Origin of the sequence: Rhabdobacter roseus (assembly GCF_014202275.1) — a bacterium.
In the GTDB taxonomy this organism is placed as follows: domain Bacteria; phylum Bacteroidota; class Bacteroidia; order Cytophagales; family Spirosomataceae; genus Rhabdobacter; species Rhabdobacter roseus.
In genome coordinates this window covers 1-17,593 of the sequence record NZ_JACHGF010000010.1, presented here as the reverse complement: position 1 = coordinate 17,593, position 17,593 = coordinate 1, and the positions used below count along the sequence as shown (strand labels likewise).

The window sequence follows — 17,593 nt, the reverse complement described above, 5'->3', positions numbered from 1 at the left end:
CCCAGGTCGACCTTACTTGCCAAAAAGCCCCAATAACTTCTTTTTTAAAATATATTATTCCCTAATTTTGTCTAATCGGCTCCGGGAAGGGAAGTCCTGCGGACGAAGCTCCCCGACTTGAAGACCCGCTAGACAAAGTACTATGAGGGAAACGACGGCTCAGGATATTGATCATAAGCATTTTAGTTCTGCGGATGAAGATCTGGGGTACTTTGATGGCCTGTATGAGCAGTACCACCAGGCCGTTTATGCCAACATCCTGAAGCTGGTCCGGCAGCCGGAGCTGGCCGAAGACTTGCTCCAAGACGTTTTTCTGGCCCTTTGGGAACACCGAAGTACCCTGGAGCGCGAGCGCGTAGCCAACTGGCTCTTTGTGGTGAGCTACAACAAGTCGGTATCATACCTCAAAAAAGTACGGCGTGCGCCCAGCCTCACCGACCCGCAAGCCGCCGAGCTGGAAAACGTAGCCGACGGCGTCGAGCTGAGCGAAGAGGAATTTATGGCGCGGCTGGCCATGATTGAAGAGGCCGTGGCGCAGCTGCCGGAGCGGAAAAAGGAGATTTTTCGGCGGTACCGGTTTGAGGGGAGGTCGCTGGAAGAAATTGCCCAGGGCCTGAATCTCTCCGTGCACACCGTCAAAGATCACCTCAAGGTGGCCAACAAGAGCATCCGGGAGTACATTGCCCGCAAGTACCCCCTTTCGCTGACCGCTGACCTCGTGCTCTTGCTGCTCTACTTTTCATACTAGGTACTTTTTTTAAAAAAATTCACAAAGTACCCATCCCTTTTGGGCTTCCGGAGTATTTAGTGGTACCTACTGACTGGTACGACAATGCCCGACATGACCCAACTTCTGGAAAAGTTCTCGCGGGGTGAAACCACACCTGAAGAAGAAAAGTACCTGTTTGCCTGGCTGGAAACGCAGCGCGACGAAGGGGCGCTTTCGCTCTACGAAGAGTACCGCCAGGTACTTTACCAACGGCAACAACCGCTCAAAATCGAAAAATCGGAGCAGCTACTCCGAAAAATCCACGCCCGCCTTCGGGCCGAAGAGCCCGCTCCCGAGGCCACCCGCGCGGTGGCGCTGTGGCCCCGGTACCTCCGGCCGTTGGTCGCGGCGGCTTCGGTGCTGCTGGTGGCGCTGGCGGGCTGGTGGTACTTACAGCCACGGCCAGGTACCCTCTCGCCTACCGAGCTGGCCGTGGCTCCCCTCGCCATGGTTGAGAAAGTAAACCAAACGACGGAGGTACTTCCCATTGCCCTGCCCGACGGGAGCGCCATCTGGCTGCATCCGGCGAGCCGGGTCCGGTACGCAGCGGCCCTGGACGGCCCGCAGCGCGAGGTCCAGCTCTGGGGAAAGGCGTTTTTTGAAGTAACCAAAAACCCCGCCCGGCCGTTCGTGGTCCGGGCCAACGAGCTGGTCACTAAGGTACTGGGCACGAGCTTTATGGTGGAGGCCTTTGAGCACCAGTCCAGCTACGCCGTCACCGTGAAGACGGGTACGGTGTCAGTAACGACCCAGGCACATGACGCCGAGGCAAGTACCCTAAGTACCCCCTCGCCCGTGGCGCTGAAGGCCAACCAGCGGCTGGTTTTCGACCGGACCCGGCGCGCTTTTACGGCGGCGCAGCTGCCCGTTCAGGTAGCTCCGGAGGTACTTCCGCCCACTCCCATTACGTATACATTCAAAGAGGTACCCGTAACCGACATCCTGGCTACCCTCAGCCGCGACTACGGCGTGCCCATCCGCGTGAACGAGCAGGTACTTGCGGGTTGCTCGCTCACAACCACACTCACGGACAAACCGTTTTTTGAAAAATTGAAGATTATCTGCGAGGGCGTGGGGCCCGGCACGTCGTTCACGCTGGAAGACGGTGTCGTGGTCCTTACTTCACTCGGTTGTAATTAGGTTAACCCAAAAAACCCTTTGCCTATGACTTAAAGTACCTTTGATGCTCCTAAACCCCATGTAAAAAGGCCGGTCGTGTTCGCACCACGACCAGCCTTACATCCCCCCGCTTAGCACAACGGGCCTCCCGAAGGAGGCAGGGGATTGGTATGTTTTCCCAGTTCAAGAAAAACAGTTAAATCTATGAAAAAAAAGTGTACAACTACAACCGTATGGTTGACCGTCATGAAAATAACGGGCTTACAGATTTTCTTAACGCTGCTCCTGATGAGTACCGCCCTGGCGGGCAGCTCGGCCCAGGAAATGCTGGACCGCCGCATCAGCATCTCGTTTGACAACGTGCAGCTGGGTACGGCGCTGAACCGGCTCAGTGAAGTGGCCAAGGTACCCATTACCTACAACTCTACCGTACTGCCACGGAGCCAGATGGTTTCGCAGCAGTTTCAAAACAAAAGCGTGGCGGAGGTACTTACGCAGCTTCTGCACCCACTGGGCATTACCTACGTTGTGGTGGACGACCAGCTCATCCTGCGCAAGCAGAAGTCGCTGTTGCCCACGACGATCCTGAAACAAGCGACGAGTGAAACCAGTCAATCCGAGCTGCGTATAGAAGGTACCGTTACGGACGAAAAGGGCGAAGAACTACCCGGCGTGAGTATTGTGCTCAAAGGTACCTCGCGCGGTACCACCACCGACGCCGCGGGCCGCTTTGAGCTCACGGTACCCGACGCCTCGGCGGTGCTGATTTTTTCCTTTGTGGGGTACTTGCCGCAGGAAACCACGGTGGGTAACCAAACCCAGCTGAACATAAAACTGCAATCCGACACCAAGGCCTTGGAAGAGGTAGTAGTGGTGGGGTATGGTACCCAGAAAAAAGCCAACCTGACCGGCGCCGTTGCGACGGTCGATTTCAGCAAGCAGGCCGAGACGCGCCCCATTACGTCGCTTTCCTCGGGTTTGGCGGGACTGGCGGCGGGGCTGTACGTGAACCAGGGCAACGGCCGTCCCGGTGGCGACGGTGCCACGCTGCGCATCCGGGGCCAGGGTACTTTGAACAACTCCGACCCGCTGGTGATCATCGACGGCGCGGTGGGCAACATGAACCACCTCAATCCGCAGGACGTCGAGAGCATTTCGGTGCTGAAAGATGCGGCATCGGCGGCCATCTACGGCTCGCGGGCCGCCAACGGGGTTATTTTGATCACGACCAAAAAAGGGAAAGAGGGGGAATTCAAGGTCAACTACAATTCGTTTTTCTCGACGGCCAAGCCTTCCAACGTGGTGCGGACTATGTCCAACTACGCCAACTACATGGAGCTCATGAACGAGGGCTTCCGCAACTCCGACCCCAACGCTACGCCCATTTTTTCGCAGGAGAAAATTGACCTCTGGCGGGCCAATGAAGGCGGTGACCCGCTGAAGTACCCCAATACCGAGTGGACCGACGAGGTATTCAAACCCAACCTGATCCAGAACCACAACCTGTCGTTTTCAGGAGGTACTTCCACGATCCGGTACTTTGGCTCGTTTGGGTACCTGGACAATCCGGGGATCATCGAAAAAGCGGGCTACGAGCGCTACAGCCTACGGCTCAACCTGGAGGCCGACATCAAGCCCTGGCTCACGCTGGGTACTTTGTTGAACGGCATGGTAGCCAGAACCGACATTGGTACTAACATCCTAAACGATGTCTTTTCGTTTGCCGGCGCCAGTACCCCCGGCATGGTACTTCGCGCCCCCGACGGGCGCTTCGGAGGCCCCAACAACCCCGAGGACGACCCCCAGGCCAACAACGTACTGCACAATTTGTACAGCCGCCAGGGAGATATTCGACAAAACAAGCTCACGACGCGCCTATTCGGAAAGCTACGTCCTTTTGAAGGCCTGACGATTGAGGGCTCGTACAACTATGTCTTCGACGACCGCCTACAGTACCAGCAACCCGTCTTCAACGATCGGTGGGATCTCCTGACGAACACCATCTCGCGTACCGGCGTAGGACGTACCTCGATTATGAACCAAAACAACAAAGACTACCAGTACTGGATGGACGGGATTATTCGCTACGACAAAACCTTCGGCGAGCGCCTGACCATGAACGTCATGGTAGGAGCCAGCCAGGAGTACTACAAGGGTATTTGGTTCAATGCCAGCAAACTAGACTTAATCGACCCCAGCCTGAGCGTGATTGACGCCGCCACGATGGACGCCGCCGCCAACGGCAACGCCTCCGACTGGACCATGCGCTCGTACTTCGGGCGGATCAACCTGAGCCTGGACGACAAGTACCTCTTCGAGGCCAACCTGCGGCGCGACGGTACCTCCCGCTTCGCGGCGGGGAATAGCCGCTGGGGTATGTTCCCGTCGTTCTCGGCGGGCTGGCGCGTCTCGGAAGAATCGTTTTTTGACCTGAGCTGGATGCCTACCCTCAAGCTGCGGGCATCTTACGGCTCGCTAGGCAATAACGCCGTGGGCAACTACGAGTACCAGGCTGTTTATAACGCCGCCAACTACATCCTCAACAACAACCTCAACGTAGGCTTTGCCCAAACGGCCCTTTCCAACGCGGGCCTGACCTGGGAAAGTACCTACATCACCAACGTAGGCGTTGACTTTGGGCTGTTCAACAACCGGCTGGATGGCTCCATTGATGTTTTCAGTAAAAGAACTAAGAATATCCTCATCGACCTGCCCGCGCCGCTGGTGGTGGGCAATGCCTCCATTCCGAAGCAAAACGCGGCGGAGGTACTGAACCAGGGGATCGAGCTCAACCTCAGCTACCGCAACCGCCTCGGCGACTTCAACTACCAGATCGGTGGTAATTTTAGTTTCGTAGACAATACCGTGACCAAGTTCAAGGGCGACGAGCGCACCATCAGTGGCGCCTCGCTGTTGCAAGAAGGCTACGCCATCAACACGCTGTACATCCTGGGCGTAGACCGCATCATCCAGACCGAAGCCGACCTGGCCCTGGTACAAAGCATGATCGACAACGCGCCCGTAGACCCTAACACCGGCCAGAAGCGCAATCCGTTTGCGGCCTACGGCACCCCCAGGATGGGCGATTTGCTGTATAAAGATACCAACGGCGACGGCATCATCAACGACGAAGACCGCTACACCACCGGCCACGGCACGGCCCCGCGCATTGGGTACGGCATCAACCTCAGCGCCGACTGGAAAGGAATCGATTTCTCCCTGCTCGTACAGGGCTCGGGCGGCCTACAGGTGATCTGGCAGGATCTGTACCATACCACCGGCGTGCGTTGGGGCTACCAGATCAACCAGGAAATAGCCGAGGGCCGTTGGTACCCCGGACGCACCGACGCTACCTACCCGCGCCTGCTCAACTACACCGACGCGCGCAACACCCGAAACAGCGACTTCTGGTTGCAAAACCGCTCCTTCATGCGCCTGAAAAACATCCAGCTGGGCTACACCGTACCCCGGTCACTGACCGAAAAGGCCAAGATAAGTACCCTGCGCGTGTACGGTAGTCTGGAAAACTACCTCACCTTCACCCGCTACAAAGGCTTCGACCCGGAAGTGAGCGGCACGCAGTACCCTACCTTGAAGCAAGCGCTGGTGGGCATCAACCTTACGTTTTAATCTAGCACGATCATGAAAAAAATACTTTTCCTTTTCTGCCTGACGTTGTCCGTCAGCAGCTGCTACGACCTCGATACCCAACCCTTCGACCGGGTAAGTGCGGGCTCTTTCTGGAAAACCGAAGAACACGCCCTGCAAGGCCTCATGGGGGTTTATGCCGACATGAAACAGCACGACCTCTTCGGGCTCTATAACATGCTGGACAACCTGACCGACATTGCCGTGGGCTACGATCCGCAAGGCATGGGTGATATCATCAACGGTAATTTTACCGACCGCACCGGCATCATGGTCAACCGCTGGCGGCGCGGCTACGACGGTATTCAACGGGCCAACAACGCCCTGCGAAACCTGGCGGGCATGGACCTCCCCGACGCCTCCAAGAAAGTATTCATGGGGGAAGCCCGGTTTTTGCGCGGCCTGTACTACTTCCAAATGCTGAACCTATTCGGCGGGGTACCTATCTACGACGAAACGACCGACCTGAACCGCGATTTTAACCAACTGCTGCTCCCCCGCAGTTCCGAGGCCGAAGTACGGGCTTTCATCGTGGCGGACCTCACGGCGGCCATCGCCGACCTACCCGTGTCGTACCCGGCGGCGCAGCTGGGGCGCGCCACCAAAGGAGCCGCCTACGCCCTGCGCGGAAGAGTATACCTCTACCACAAGGAGTGGGACAAGGCGATCCAGGATTTTGAAGAAATTGTCTATAACAAATCCAACGCCTACGGTTATACGCTCTACAACGACTACGCCGGGTTATTCAAACTCAGCGGCCACAACAGCAGCGAAATGATCTTTGCCATTCAGAACAAAGGCGGGGTGGGTTTCCCCTACGGAATGCCCTTTGCGCACTACCTGGGTACTCGCTCGATCTTCGGTAGCAGTTGGAACAACGGTATGCCCACCACCACCCTGGCCGACATGTACGAGAACCGGGACGGCACACCGTTCGACTGGAACAAGCACTTCCCCGGCTACACCACCGACAACGCCGTGAAGCGGGCCGCCATGATGGCTACCCAGCAAAGCGGCCGCTTAGTGACCGTACCCGACACGGCCAAGCTGGGCGAAATCTACCGCAACCGCGACCCCCGTATGACGCAAACCCTCGTGGTACCTTACGCGTATCAACTGGGCTGGAACGCCAACGCCCCCCGGCAAATGCAACTGGTCCTGGCCACGGGCGTCAACGAAAACTTCGGTCAGATCCGGAACAACCGGGGCTGGTACACCTACGTATGGCGGAAGTTCGTACCCGAAGGGAATCTCAACGGTGAGCTCACCGACCGAGCCCATACACCGTTCAACTTCCCGCTGATCCGGCTGGGCGACGTGCTGCTGATGCTGGCCGAAGCCTACAACGAAACCAACCAGCTGGACAAAGCCATCGTAGAGCTCAACAAAGTACGCGCGCGCTCGTCCATGCCAGGGCTCAACAGTGGCGGAGCCGCGCTGGCCGTAAGTACCCAGGAAGCCATGAAGCAGCGGATCATTCACGAAAGGGCCGTGGAGCTGGCCGGCGAAGGCCACCGCTACTTCGACCTCAAGCGCTGGGGCCTCCTGAAGGCCTACACCGCCGGGGTGATTGAGAAAAGCATCGTGGGCGACAACCTCCTCACGCGTACCTTCCAGGACCGCCACGTGATCTGGCCCATTCCGGCGCAGGAGATCGAGGTCAATCCTGCCCTAACCCAAAATCCGGGCTGGCAATAACCTGCCAGGTACCCTCGAAGCAGGTAGTCTGGCCGGACTACCTGCTTTTGTTATTTTCCAAAGTACCTATTCCTGTACCCTTCATGAAAAAATACTTCCTGCTATTGGCCTGCCTGGGCCTGCTGACCAGCCCTGGCTACGGCTACGAAAAACGCGACCTTTTACAGAAAAAAGCCAATCTGGAGCAAGTACGTACCCGGCTGCTCCCCAACGCAAACTGGGTACCCTACCCCGCCTATACCGACCGCGCCGGGTGGGAGCGCCTCGCGGGTACCTTTCGGCAAGAACAAATCAGCGAGGGTGAAAAGTACCTTGATTTCGACTGGAAGATCATCAAAGCTACCGACTACCTGGAGTTTGAGCGCAGCGGCTCGCGTACCATCATGCAGGACCCCTTCGGAGCCAATAGCTCGGCTCTAAGCGCGCTGGTGCTGGCCGAGCTTTGCGAAGGCAAGGGTCGGTTCATGGATCAGATCATCAACGGCGTGTGGGTCTTTTCGGAAATGACGTCCTGGGTACTTTCGGCGCACCTGGGCCACTACCAAAAATCCCAACGTTCCCTGCCCGACCACAACGAGCACGTGATCGACCTGACGGCGGGTGACCTCGGCTCGCTGCTGTCGTGGACGTACTATTTCTTCAAAGTACCCTTTGACCGGGTCAATCCCGTCATCGCCCAGCGCCTGCGTCAAACCCTGCAGGAGCGCATCCTGGATACCTACATGCAGCGGAGCGATTTTTGGTGGCAGGCCTTCGATCTCAAGCCCGGCACGACGGTGAATAACTGGAATCCCTGGTGCAATTTCAACGTACTGACCTGCTTTCTGCTGCTGGAAGACGACCCCGCTAAACGCGCTGCGGGCGTACACCGCACGATGGTCTCGGTGGATGAATTCATCAACTACACCCACACCGACGGCGCCTGCGAAGAAGGCCCCTCCTACTGGGGCCACGCCGCCGGGAAGCTCTACGACTACCTCCAGATCCTGAGCTACGCTACCGGCGGTCAGCTTTCGATTTTTGAGGAACCCATCGTCAAAAACATGGGCGAGTACATCGCCAATTCGTACGTGGGCAACGGCTGGGTGGTCAATTTTGCGGATGCCTCGGCCAAGGGCGGCGGGCATCCCGGCATCATATTTCGCTACGGCCAAGCCGTGAACAGCCCCGTCATGACCCAGTTTGCCGCCTACCTGGAGCAGAGACACGCCACCACGGCCATCAACGCGGGGCGCGATCTGTTTCGGGCCTTTGAAGACCTGGCCTACCACGAAGCGCTGCGCAAAACGCCCGCCGCCCTGCCCGCCTACACCTCTGTATGGTACCCGCAGACGGAATTTTGCTATATGAAAAACGGAGGCGGCTTCTTCTTCGCTGCCAAGGGTGGCTACAACGCCGAAAGCCATAACCACAACGACGTGGGTACTTTCTCGCTGTACCTCAACAGCACGCCCGTCTTCATCGACGCGGGCGTAGGTACCTACACGCGTCAGACGTTTGGCCGTGAGCGCTACTCCATCTGGACCATGCAGAGCAACTACCACAACCTACCCCTCATCAACGGCGTACCGCAGGCCCAGGGCCGCCAGTACCGGTCGCGGTCGGTGGTGTTCGACGCGCAGAAGCAGCTCTTTGCGCTCGATCTGGCCGGGGCCTACCCCGACTCGGCGTTGGTTGATTCCTGGAGACGCTCCTACCGGCTGGTGGCCGACGGACTGGAAATTCAGGACGACTACCTACTCAAGGCCGCCAAAGTACCCCATCAGGTCCATTTCCTGGTGTGGCAAAAGCCCGACCTCTCCCAGCCGGGTGCCGTCCTCTTCGACGTCGACGGCCAGCAGGTACGACTCCACTACGACGCCAGGCAATTCACCGCCCAGGCCGAGGTCATCCCCCAGCCCGACACCCGCCTCTCGCAGGTATGGGGTGAGGCTATTCACCGCGTCACGCTCACGGCCACCAAGCCCAGTAAAAAAGGCAAGTACCTTTACCGGATTAGTCAGGTGAAGTGAGGGGGTAGTTTGAAGAAATAAGAAGCAATTAAGAGAAGTCGCTAGGTACCTCTGTGCCCTAGTGGATTCCTGACTGGCAAACTGGACCCAGGTGCGACCGCGCTGCGGTCGGTTTGAGGCGGAATGTCTTTTTGCTATAAACGGGTGACCGCTCTGAGGTCAAAGTTCGAAGAAAGTACCTGTACATCGGGGTAGGTTAGTTTTTTTTGCCCTGGGTACCTTCACTCAATCAATCCTTCGTACAAAACGCGCAGGGTGGAGGCCAGCAGCTCGTTGTAGCCGTGGCTGGCGATGGGATTACAGCCGTTGGTGATGGCCACGAACCCGTACTTTTTCTTCGGGTCAAAAGCCATGAGGCTGTACAGGCCGTAGGCCGAGCCCGTATGGCCCTTTAACGTTACGCCCGGTATGAGCTTATCGGAGGTCCACAGGGCCAGGCCGTAGCGTTCGGCTTTGGCCACGGGCGTTTGCATGCGCTTGGCACTTTTCCGAGACATGATTTTCGTTCCCTGGCTGCGCCCGTACTGCATGTGCATGGCCATGTAGCGCGCCAGGTCTTCGGCCGAGATCTTCATGCCGCCCGTGGGCGAAAAGATGGGGGCGCTGTACCCCATCACGTAGTTCCTAATTTCCTCGCGGCGGGGATTATAGGCCATCGGCGATGGCGTCATTTCGCGCGTGTCCTTATTGTATTCGTACAACGTAGCAAAACGCGTTTGATCCAACGAATCCACGCAGTAGCCGCCGTACAAGCCCAGCGGCTGCAAAATGTGGTGGTACACGTAGCGGTCGAAGCGCTCGCCCGACACCCGCTCGATAACGGTACCTATGATGTTGAAATTCAGGTTGCAATAATCATAGGTACTTCCGGGTTGGTTGGCGCTGTAGCACTTCGCCGCGTTGGGGTTGGTCTGCGGATTGATGACGTCCAGCTGAAAGTACCCCTGGCTGTCGTTGAGGCTGGAAGTATGCGAAAGCAGCATTTTGAGAGTAATGACCTCCTCAGGGTAGTGCGGATTCCGAACCTTGAACCCAATCAGGTTGCTCACGTCGTCGTCCAGCCGCAGCTTCCCGGCCTCCACGAGTTGCATGATGGAAGTAGCTGAAAAGGATTTGGAAATGGACGCAATCCGGAAGATGCTTTGGGTCGTCAGGGGCTCCTTACGCTCTATGTCTTTCTGGCCAAACGCCCGACTGTAAATAACCTCTCTCTTCTTCACCACCGCCACCGACAAGCCCACCGCCTCGTACTTTTGCATCAGCTCGTTGATCGAAGCCTCGATGGCCGCTGGTCGGGCCGCGGTCGATTGGGCCGCCAGACGCAGGGTACTTAATAAAAGAATAGCGACAAAATAGGATGATTTGAAGTTATAAAAAGGGGCCATATCGTACGAAGGGATTTTGGTTAAAGATAGCAAAATCAGCCGGTTGGTAGATTTCTCATCCAAGAAATTCTTGAATGCAACCTCTGATTACGGGAAGTACCTTTCCCACCTCTCACTAAACTATTTTGCTGCCGTTGATCGATGCAAGTACCTTGCTAGGCCGGACCTCGCCAGGCCGGACCTCACCTCGTGCCACCGCCCTGCGGTCGGATTTGAAAAGGGGTACTTTGTTTTCTATAAACGTGTGACCCCTCCGGGGTCGGTCCAACTAGGCGGCACTTCGCCGGGCGGCATCCCGCTGGCGGTCTACTACGTTTGTGCTTTCATAAGATTTCCGGCTGGCAAAAGTACCTCACTCTATTTTTCTATAACTACCTTCTCCAGCCCCGCCAGGTACCCTTCGTCCAGGTCGGCGCCGTGGCCGGGGGTGTCGGGTAGTTCGAGACGGTAGTGGTCGTGGTAGGTAGCGCCGCCCAGCACGGGGTCGTGCGCGTGCTCGAAGGGCGCGTCCAGGTCGTAAAAACGGATGTTGGCGCGGGCCGAAGCCAGGTGCGCATTGGCCGTAATGGCCAGGCGGCTTTCTGACATACACCCGATCATGCAAGGTACCCCGGCGGCCTCCGCGATGGCGTTGATCTTAAGGGCGTTATTGATCCCCCCACTCTTGGAAAGCTTGATATTGAAATAGTCTACGGCTTCGAGCTTAGCCAGCCGCAGCGCGTCAATGTGCGTAAAGAGCGACTCGTCGGCGCAGATTGGCACCGGGCTGTTTTGCCGCACGCGCGCCAGGTTATCCAGGTCCCAGTGCTTCACGGGCTGCTCGCAGTACTCCACGTTCCAGTCGGCAATGCGGCGAAGTACCTTCACCGCCGATACGTAGTCCCAGCCCTGGTTGGCGTCGACCCGAATGGGGAGCTCGGGGCCAATGGCCTCCCGAATGGCCTGCACGCGCCGGATGTCTTCCTGAGCCGAGGTACCTAGCTTCACTTTGATGGCCTCCGCGCCGCGCTGCCGGATGGCCACGGCGTCTTCGGCCATGGCTTCGGGCGTGCCGATGTAGATGGTTTCGTCGGTCACGATGGGGTGCTTTTCGCCGCCCAGGTACCTATACAGCGGCATGTGGGCGTACTTGGCGGCCAGGTCGTAGAGGGCCATGTCGAATGCGCTCTTGCAGGTGTAGTGCCGGGGCAGGTACCGGTCGAGTGCGGCCAGGGTACCTTCCAGGTCGGTGGCGGAGCGGCCCAGCAGCAGCCGGGCAAAATCCGCCCCCGTGGCCAGGCAGGTTTCCTGCGTTTCGCCCACGATCATCCAGAACGGCGAGCCCTCGCCCAGGCCGTAGAGGCCGTCGCTGGTATGAATGCGTACCAGGATATTCCGGGCTTCGGTGATGGTCCCGATCGCGATGGTGACGGGCGCTTTGAGAGGAATGTTATAGCGAAACAGCTCGACGCGGGTGATTTTCATCTTTTAAAATAATCGATACCAAGGCAAGGTACCTAGTTAGGAAACAAGCTCTTGTCCAGGCCGGGGATAATGGCCAGCGCATTTTTGTAGTAGAGTTTCTTAAGTACCTCGTCCGGCAGGCCCAGCCCGTACATGCGCCAGAAGGCGTGGTACTTTTTGTGGTAGGGAAAGTACTCATCCTCCGTTTCGAGCACCCGGAAGTAGGTGTTGTACTCGGCAGGTACCCAGCTGTCTTTGCCAAAAAGTACCCGGTCCTGGTACTTTTCAAAGAACGCCCGCGCCGCCCGCGGCTGCCGTCCCAGCTCCGCAATCACCGCGCCGATCTCGACGTAGGTATTGGGGAAAGCCTGCATGAGGCTATCGAGCTTCTTGAGGTTATTGGCGTACCAGCCCATGTGGGCGTTGATGAAGATCGTTTTGGGGTGCTTACGAAATATGTCGTGCTGCTCGGCGATGAGCGAGTCGAACGGGATCGGATCGTTGAGGCTACGCCGTCGTCCGGGATGCGTTTTTAACTCCAGCCAGCGCTCGTTGTAGCGGTCGAGGGGGTCCCAGAACGAAGGTACGTCGGCCGTATGGATCAGCACCGGAATGCCCAGCGCGCCGCACTTGGCCCAGACGGGGTCTAGGCGCTTGTCGTTGACGGGTACCCGCTTCCCCTGGTCGTCTTTGATGCCACTAAAGCCCAGACTTTTATAAATTTTCAGGCCCTTAGCGCCCAGCTTTACGTCTTCTTCCAGCTGCTGCACGGCGCGCTCGGACCAGCCTTTTTCTCCAAATCCTTTAAACTGAAGATTGGTAAATACCGCCAGCCGCTTGGGTTGGGTCTTGGCCACGTTGGCCAGGGAGCCTTTCAAATGGGCGGTACCTTCGCTCCATTCCTGCGTCCAGCCCCGTCCGCTGAGGTTCACCATGATGCCCATGTTCATGGAGTCCATTTGCGCCACGAGTTGGTTCAGATCCTGGTCGGGCATGCGGTACTGGTGGTTATGAACGTCGATGAAAGGGTACTTGGCGCGGGTCAGCACGTGCTCTTCCACTTTCAGCGTCGAGACGGGGTCGTACTCTTCAAAGCCCAGGGGCGCTTCGACGGGAGCGTTTTGGGCTAGGATTTGGCTGTTCCAGAGCCCTAGCCCAAACAAAAGCAATAAGGTACTTCTTCTCATCAGTCAGGAGGATTTTTTTAGGTTAAATTAGTCGGATTTCGGTTGATAAATCAGTGCCACGCAGTGGGCCGCAATGCCTTCCTGGCGGCCCACAAAGCCCAGGTGCTCGGAGGTAGTGGCTTTGATGGAAATGGCCTCCACGTCTACGGCCATCACCCGCGCCAGGCACGCCTTCATGGCCGGAATGTGCGGATTGAGCTTAGGCTGCTGGAGCACCACCGTCACGTCCACGTTCCCAACTTCGTAGCCTTTCTGCCGGATCATCTCAAGTACCTTGGCCAAAAGTACCTTGCTGTCGACGCCTTTCCACTGGGGGTCCTGATCCGAAAAATGGTAGCCAATGTTGCGCAGATTAGCCGCACCCAGCAGCGCATCGCACAGCACATGGCAAACCACGTCGGCGTCGGAATGGCCTTTGGCTCCGTGGGTGTGGGGAATCTGGATGCCGCCCAGCCAAAACGGGCGGTCGGCTTCCAACTGGTGTACATCGTAGCCTTGTCCTATGCGGAAGGGGACCATATGAAATGAAAGATTGAGGGTCGGATGAATCGAAGAAACTTCACGGGGAATTTAAAAATACAAAAAAGGAAAATCTTCGGCACATTTGGAAAGCACGTGGGTACTTTATAGAAATCGTCATTGCCTCACAAAGCACCCAGCGCGGTATGTAGAGAAATGCCTTAGGATCAATTTATGGCGTATTTTTCAGAATTGTATCCATTATTGTAAAATCTTTACCTAATTTTATACTTAACAATTAACCAAACTAATCTACATCATGAAAAAGCTATGGTTTCTATGCTACCTCAGCATAGCTTTTCTCCTTATTACCCGCCTCTCTCACCTCACACTTCCGGATCTGATGGTTGAGAAAAATACTTCCGCCGAACGAATCAAAGAAATGGAGCAGCAGCTGCTCAACAAGTACCAGCTACAGGCCAAAATAGAGGTACTGAAAAGAAACGTCGCCAACGAAATCACGAACCTGAAATTCACGCTCTTTGACCACAACGAACCAAAAAGTACCTGCGAGTCGGACAACTTTGGCTTGCTGGTGCTCCAGCCCAACGCTCCCGGCGGCTGCCGCTGCAGCATTGCCGACAAAGGTTGGGAGGATCAGTTGCTGGCCAAAATACGCTAGCCCCAACCGGGGCGGGGGTACCTGCTCAAAGTACCCCCAGTCGGTTTTATACCGTGGCCTTGGCCTCTGCCCTATAATAAAGCGTGGAGGCGTTTTCGGGCCGAAGTACCTCCCGGGCGGCGGCCTGGATAGCGGCGGCGTCGACGCGCCGGATCTTCTCGTCATCCTCGTTGACCCAGGCGGCATTGCCGGCGTTGGCCGCAAAGGCCAGGTTCATGGCACGGTTGAGCAGCTCTACCTCCGAAAAGGCCAGCGTCGCTTCCGACTGGTTTTTTACTTTCTCCACTTCTTCGTCGGTAGCGCCGTGTTGTGCCATGTCGGCCAGCAGCTCATTGACGGCGGCGTCGGCTTCTTCCAGCGTCACGCCGGGGTTTAGAAAGCCCCGGATCAGCAGCAGGCCGGGGTCCAGCGAGGACGTAATACTGGCGCTGATGCTGTTGAAAAGGGGCTTTTCCTTGAGAAAGTGCCGGTACAGCCGCGAGGATTTGCCCCGCCCCAGAATATCACTCAACAGATCGGCCGCAAAAAAGCCTTCCTCGAAGCGGCCCGGCATGTGGTAGGCTTTCAGCAGGCCGTCGAGGGGTACCTGGGCGGAAGTTTCCAGAAAGCGGGCCTGCGTTTGACGGGGTTCCCGGGGTAGGCTTCGCTCGTAAGGTACCCCGGCGGGGATGCTCCCAAACCACTTGGTCACCAGCTCCTTCACTTGCTCCAGCCGCACGGCTCCGGCCACCACCAGCACGGCGTTGTTGGGCCGGTAGAAGCGGAAGAAAAACGCCTGGACGTCGTCCAGCGTGGCCTCTTCGATGTGCGAAATATCCTTGCCGATGGTCGCCCAGCGGTAGGGATGTACCTGGTAGGCCAGCGGGCGCAGTTTCAGCCACAGGTCGCCATAGGGCTGGTTGAGGTACCTTTGCTTAAACTCCTCGATCACGACCTTGCGCTGTACCTCAAGTACCTTGGGGTCGAAGGAAAGGCTCAGCATCCGGTCGGACTCCAGCCAGAGGGCCGTCTCCAGGTTTTCGGCGGGAAGCGTGAGGTAGTAGTTGGTAATGTCGGGCGAGGTGAAGGCGTTGTTTTCGCCCCCTACTTTCTGCACGGGCTCGTCGTAGCTGGGGATGTGCCGGGAGCCGCCAAACATCAGGTGCTCAAAGAGATGCGCAAAACCCGTGCGGCTTTCGTCTTCGTCGCGCGAGCCGACGTTATACACCAGGTTCACGGCGGCCATGGGCGTGGAGTGGTCTTCGTGCACGTACACCCGTAGACCGTTATCTAACACAAATTCTTCGTAGCGAATCATAGTACTTTTAGAATACCCTTAGAAATTAGTAACCCGGTAAACCTGGGTGCGTTTTTTAACGTTATGAACAAAGCTACAAGGATGGCAGCAATCCGCCAAACCTATTTTTTACTTTGCCTCAGCCATGAAAAAGTACCTCTCCGCGTTTGTTTTTACCCTACTTTGCTTTGTCCAGGTACTTGCTGTTTTTCCCGCCAGGGCCCAGCTCCTGGACGACCCCGCTACCATAAAGCAAGTGCAGGAAGCCATCGACCATATTTATAGCTACGAATTTGAGGAAGCCCAGGTGGCCAGCCAACAGGTACGGGCCAAGTACCCCAACCACCCCGTGACGCACCTCCTCAGGGCGTTCCAGATGTACTGGCAGTACCTCCCGATACAGGACAACAAAGCCAAAAGTGCCGAGTACATCCGGACGCTGAACCAATGCCTGGCGGCCGTCGAAAAGCAATACGGGAAGGACTCTAAAAATCCGGAAGCGGTGTTTTTTACGTTGGCCGCGCGCGGGTACATGGCCGTCATGTACAACTACCAGCGGGAGTTTCTGAAGGCCGTCGGCGAAGCGCAAAAAGCCTACAACGCCCTGACCACCAGCCTGAAGCTGACCGAGAAAAACCCGGAGTTTTACTTCACCACCGGCATGTACAACTACTACGTTGTGACCTACCCCGAGGATAACCCCATTGTGAAGCCCGTGATGATTTTTTTTAAAAATGGCGACAAAGCGCTGGGTTTAAAACAGATCGACATCGCCACCCAGCGGGGCGTGATCACCCGCGCCGAGGCCTGTAGTTACCTGGCGCACATCTACCTGGAGCACGAGTCGCAGCCGCAGCGGGCGCTGGTCTATACCCGCAAACTGGCGGGCTGGTACCCGCAGAACCCCATCTATAAAATGATGCATACGGAAGCCCTGCTCCTCAGCGGGCGCTACGCCGAGGCCGAAAAAGAACTACCCGCCCTCCGCAAGCGCACCGACGGCTTTTACCCCATCGCCTGGCGTACCTTCCAGGGGATCTTGTACGAAAAAGACGACCGCAACGACGCCCTGGCCCAGCGAGAGTACCTGGCGGCCCTGCAAGTACCCCACGACGAGCAGTATACCCGCGAGTACCACGCCATGGCCTACGCCGGTCTGGCCCGGATCGCGCACCGCGCTGGCAACAAAGCGCAGGCCAAAGCGTACTACAAAAAATGCCTGGAAAAAGCCGAGTACAAAATCCTCATCAAAGAGGCTAAGGCGTATAAGTAGCAGAGGGCATGGGTTTGGGGTAGCTGACGCACCGAGGCGCTGATAGTCAAGTTCCAGGGTATGCAGCTAGAAGACAGCTGCCTTACGAAAAGTAGAGAACGGCAAGACAAATCCGCAGGCTTACCTTTACAGCGCAGGAGCTACTGTTTTTGGGATTGCTCTATGAGCAGCAGTTGTAGAGCAAGACTCTCAAGCGGCGTAATCCCTACGGGGCAGATCATCTGGCCTATGTCGCCTGAGTGATTGCCCGCCTGGGAGGCTGGGAAGGCCTCAATGGCCAGGGCTAAGCAAGCATTAAGGCCATGGCATAGGGATTGGGAAAACTTCACCTGCACTATCAAGGATACCCCTTGGCTAACTAGTACAGCTAAGCAGAAAAGTTGTGTGTAAAACTAGCCTAGAAGTGGACCAGGAATTCTTTTCAACATTTCCTGATCCGGCAATTGAAATTGTCAAAATCTACTCTGAACTTAAAATTACTTTTGGTACAAAATTCTGTCAAGCGCATTTTACATAAAGAATGTAAACGGACTCAAGCTGGGTGAAATGTACTAGCCCCCTAAAAACCTGGAACTGGATTCTACTAATTAAACCCCTTAAATTAGTAGGATTATGTCAAGGAGAAAATTTTCAGTCGAAGAG

Annotated in this window: 12 protein-coding genes; 7 read left to right on the top strand and 5 right to left on the bottom strand. The window is 56.7% G+C overall.

Annotated features, from left to right (window positions below):
- The first annotated feature begins 142 nt into the window (after positions 1-142).
- The 5 genes from HNQ92_RS22655 (at position 143) to HNQ92_RS22635 (ending at position 9,246) form a co-directional block, all read left to right on the top strand.
- On the top strand, positions 143-748 hold the full coding sequence (locus tag HNQ92_RS22655) for an RNA polymerase sigma factor (protein ID WP_184177660.1): 606 nt from the start codon (positions 143-145) through the stop codon (positions 746-748).
- A 93-nt stretch (positions 749-841) separates the two neighbouring features.
- Positions 842-1,909: a FecR family protein gene (locus HNQ92_RS22650; protein WP_184177658.1), complete on the top strand. Its 1,068-nt coding sequence runs from the start codon at positions 842-844 to the stop codon at positions 1,907-1,909.
- Between the two features lie 183 nt (positions 1,910-2,092).
- Positions 2,093-5,518 (top strand): TonB-dependent receptor, encoded by a 3,426-nt coding sequence (locus HNQ92_RS22645; RefSeq protein WP_184177657.1) that lies wholly within the window; start codon positions 2,093-2,095, stop codon positions 5,516-5,518.
- 12 nt (positions 5,519-5,530) lie between these two features.
- Positions 5,531-7,234 carry a RagB/SusD family nutrient uptake outer membrane protein gene (locus HNQ92_RS22640; RefSeq protein WP_184177655.1) on the top strand — a complete coding sequence of 568 codons (1,704 nt, stop codon included), beginning with the start codon at positions 5,531-5,533 and terminating at the stop codon, positions 7,232-7,234.
- An 83-nt stretch (positions 7,235-7,317) separates the two neighbouring features.
- Entirely contained in the window at positions 7,318-9,246 is a 1,929-nt protein-coding gene (locus HNQ92_RS22635) for a heparinase II/III domain-containing protein (RefSeq protein ID WP_184177653.1), read from the top strand.
- A 221-nt stretch (positions 9,247-9,467) separates the two neighbouring features.
- Here the strand turns inward: HNQ92_RS22635 and HNQ92_RS22630 are convergent, their stop codons facing one another.
- The 4 genes from HNQ92_RS22630 to ispF form a co-directional block, all read right to left on the bottom strand.
- Complete coding sequence (locus HNQ92_RS22630; protein WP_184177651.1) at positions 9,468-10,631, bottom strand: serine hydrolase domain-containing protein; 1,164 nt, start codon at positions 10,629-10,631, stop codon at positions 9,468-9,470.
- Between the two features lie 357 nt (positions 10,632-10,988).
- Positions 10,989-12,095 (bottom strand): mandelate racemase/muconate lactonizing enzyme family protein, encoded by a 1,107-nt coding sequence (locus HNQ92_RS22625; RefSeq protein WP_184177649.1) that lies wholly within the window; start codon positions 12,093-12,095, stop codon positions 10,989-10,991.
- A 32-nt stretch (positions 12,096-12,127) separates the two neighbouring features.
- Entirely contained in the window at positions 12,128-13,261 is a 1,134-nt protein-coding gene (locus HNQ92_RS22620) for an amidohydrolase family protein (RefSeq protein WP_184177647.1), read from the bottom strand.
- Positions 13,262-13,288: 27 nt separating this feature from the next.
- Positions 13,289-13,780, bottom strand: coding sequence for a 2-C-methyl-D-erythritol 2,4-cyclodiphosphate synthase (gene ispF / locus HNQ92_RS22615; protein WP_184177645.1), 492 nt, complete (start codon positions 13,778-13,780; stop codon positions 13,289-13,291).
- Positions 13,781-14,039: 259 nt separating this feature from the next.
- Between ispF and HNQ92_RS22610 the strand changes: the two genes are divergently transcribed.
- A complete protein-coding gene (locus tag HNQ92_RS22610; RefSeq protein WP_184177643.1) occupies positions 14,040-14,402 on the top strand; it encodes a hypothetical protein in 363 nt (120 codons plus the stop codon).
- Between the two features lie 46 nt (positions 14,403-14,448).
- On the opposite strand, the gene HNQ92_RS22605 is transcribed toward HNQ92_RS22610, so the two are convergent.
- The gene (locus HNQ92_RS22605) at positions 14,449-15,699 is read right to left on the bottom strand and encodes a M16 family metallopeptidase (protein ID WP_184177641.1); all 1,251 of its coding nucleotides are present in this window, start codon (positions 15,697-15,699) and stop codon (positions 14,449-14,451) included.
- A gap of 124 nt (positions 15,700-15,823) precedes the next feature.
- Here HNQ92_RS22605 and HNQ92_RS22600 point away from each other — a divergent pair, with 124 nt between their 5' ends.
- The gene (locus HNQ92_RS22600) at positions 15,824-16,951 is read left to right on the top strand and encodes an ABC transporter substrate-binding protein (protein WP_184177639.1); all 1,128 of its coding nucleotides are present in this window, start codon (positions 15,824-15,826) and stop codon (positions 16,949-16,951) included.
- Positions 16,952-17,593 lie beyond the last annotated feature (642 nt).

Coding starts and splice junctions, on each gene's coding strand:
- HNQ92_RS22635 (WP_184177653.1), top strand. CDS start 7,318: ATGAAAAAATACTTCCTGCTATTGGCCTGCCTGGGCCTGCTGACCAGC.
- HNQ92_RS22655 (WP_184177660.1), top strand. CDS start 143: ATGAGGGAAACGACGGCTCAGGATATTGATCATAAGCATTTTAGTTCT.
- HNQ92_RS22630 (WP_184177651.1), bottom strand. CDS start 10,631: ATGGCCCCTTTTTATAACTTCAAATCATCCTATTTTGTCGCTATTCTT.
- HNQ92_RS22650 (WP_184177658.1), top strand. CDS start 842: ATGACCCAACTTCTGGAAAAGTTCTCGCGGGGTGAAACCACACCTGAA.
- HNQ92_RS22640 (WP_184177655.1), top strand. CDS start 5,531: ATGAAAAAAATACTTTTCCTTTTCTGCCTGACGTTGTCCGTCAGCAGC.
- ispF (WP_184177645.1), bottom strand. CDS start 13,780: ATGGTCCCCTTCCGCATAGGACAAGGCTACGATGTACACCAGTTGGAA.
- HNQ92_RS22645 (WP_184177657.1), top strand. CDS start 2,093: ATGAAAAAAAAGTGTACAACTACAACCGTATGGTTGACCGTCATGAAA.
- HNQ92_RS22600 (WP_184177639.1), top strand. CDS start 15,824: ATGAAAAAGTACCTCTCCGCGTTTGTTTTTACCCTACTTTGCTTTGTC.
- HNQ92_RS22610 (WP_184177643.1), top strand. CDS start 14,040: ATGAAAAAGCTATGGTTTCTATGCTACCTCAGCATAGCTTTTCTCCTT.
- HNQ92_RS22620 (WP_184177647.1), bottom strand. CDS start 13,261: ATGAGAAGAAGTACCTTATTGCTTTTGTTTGGGCTAGGGCTCTGGAAC.
- HNQ92_RS22605 (WP_184177641.1), bottom strand. CDS start 15,699: ATGATTCGCTACGAAGAATTTGTGTTAGATAACGGTCTACGGGTGTAC.
- HNQ92_RS22625 (WP_184177649.1), bottom strand. CDS start 12,095: ATGAAAATCACCCGCGTCGAGCTGTTTCGCTATAACATTCCTCTCAAA.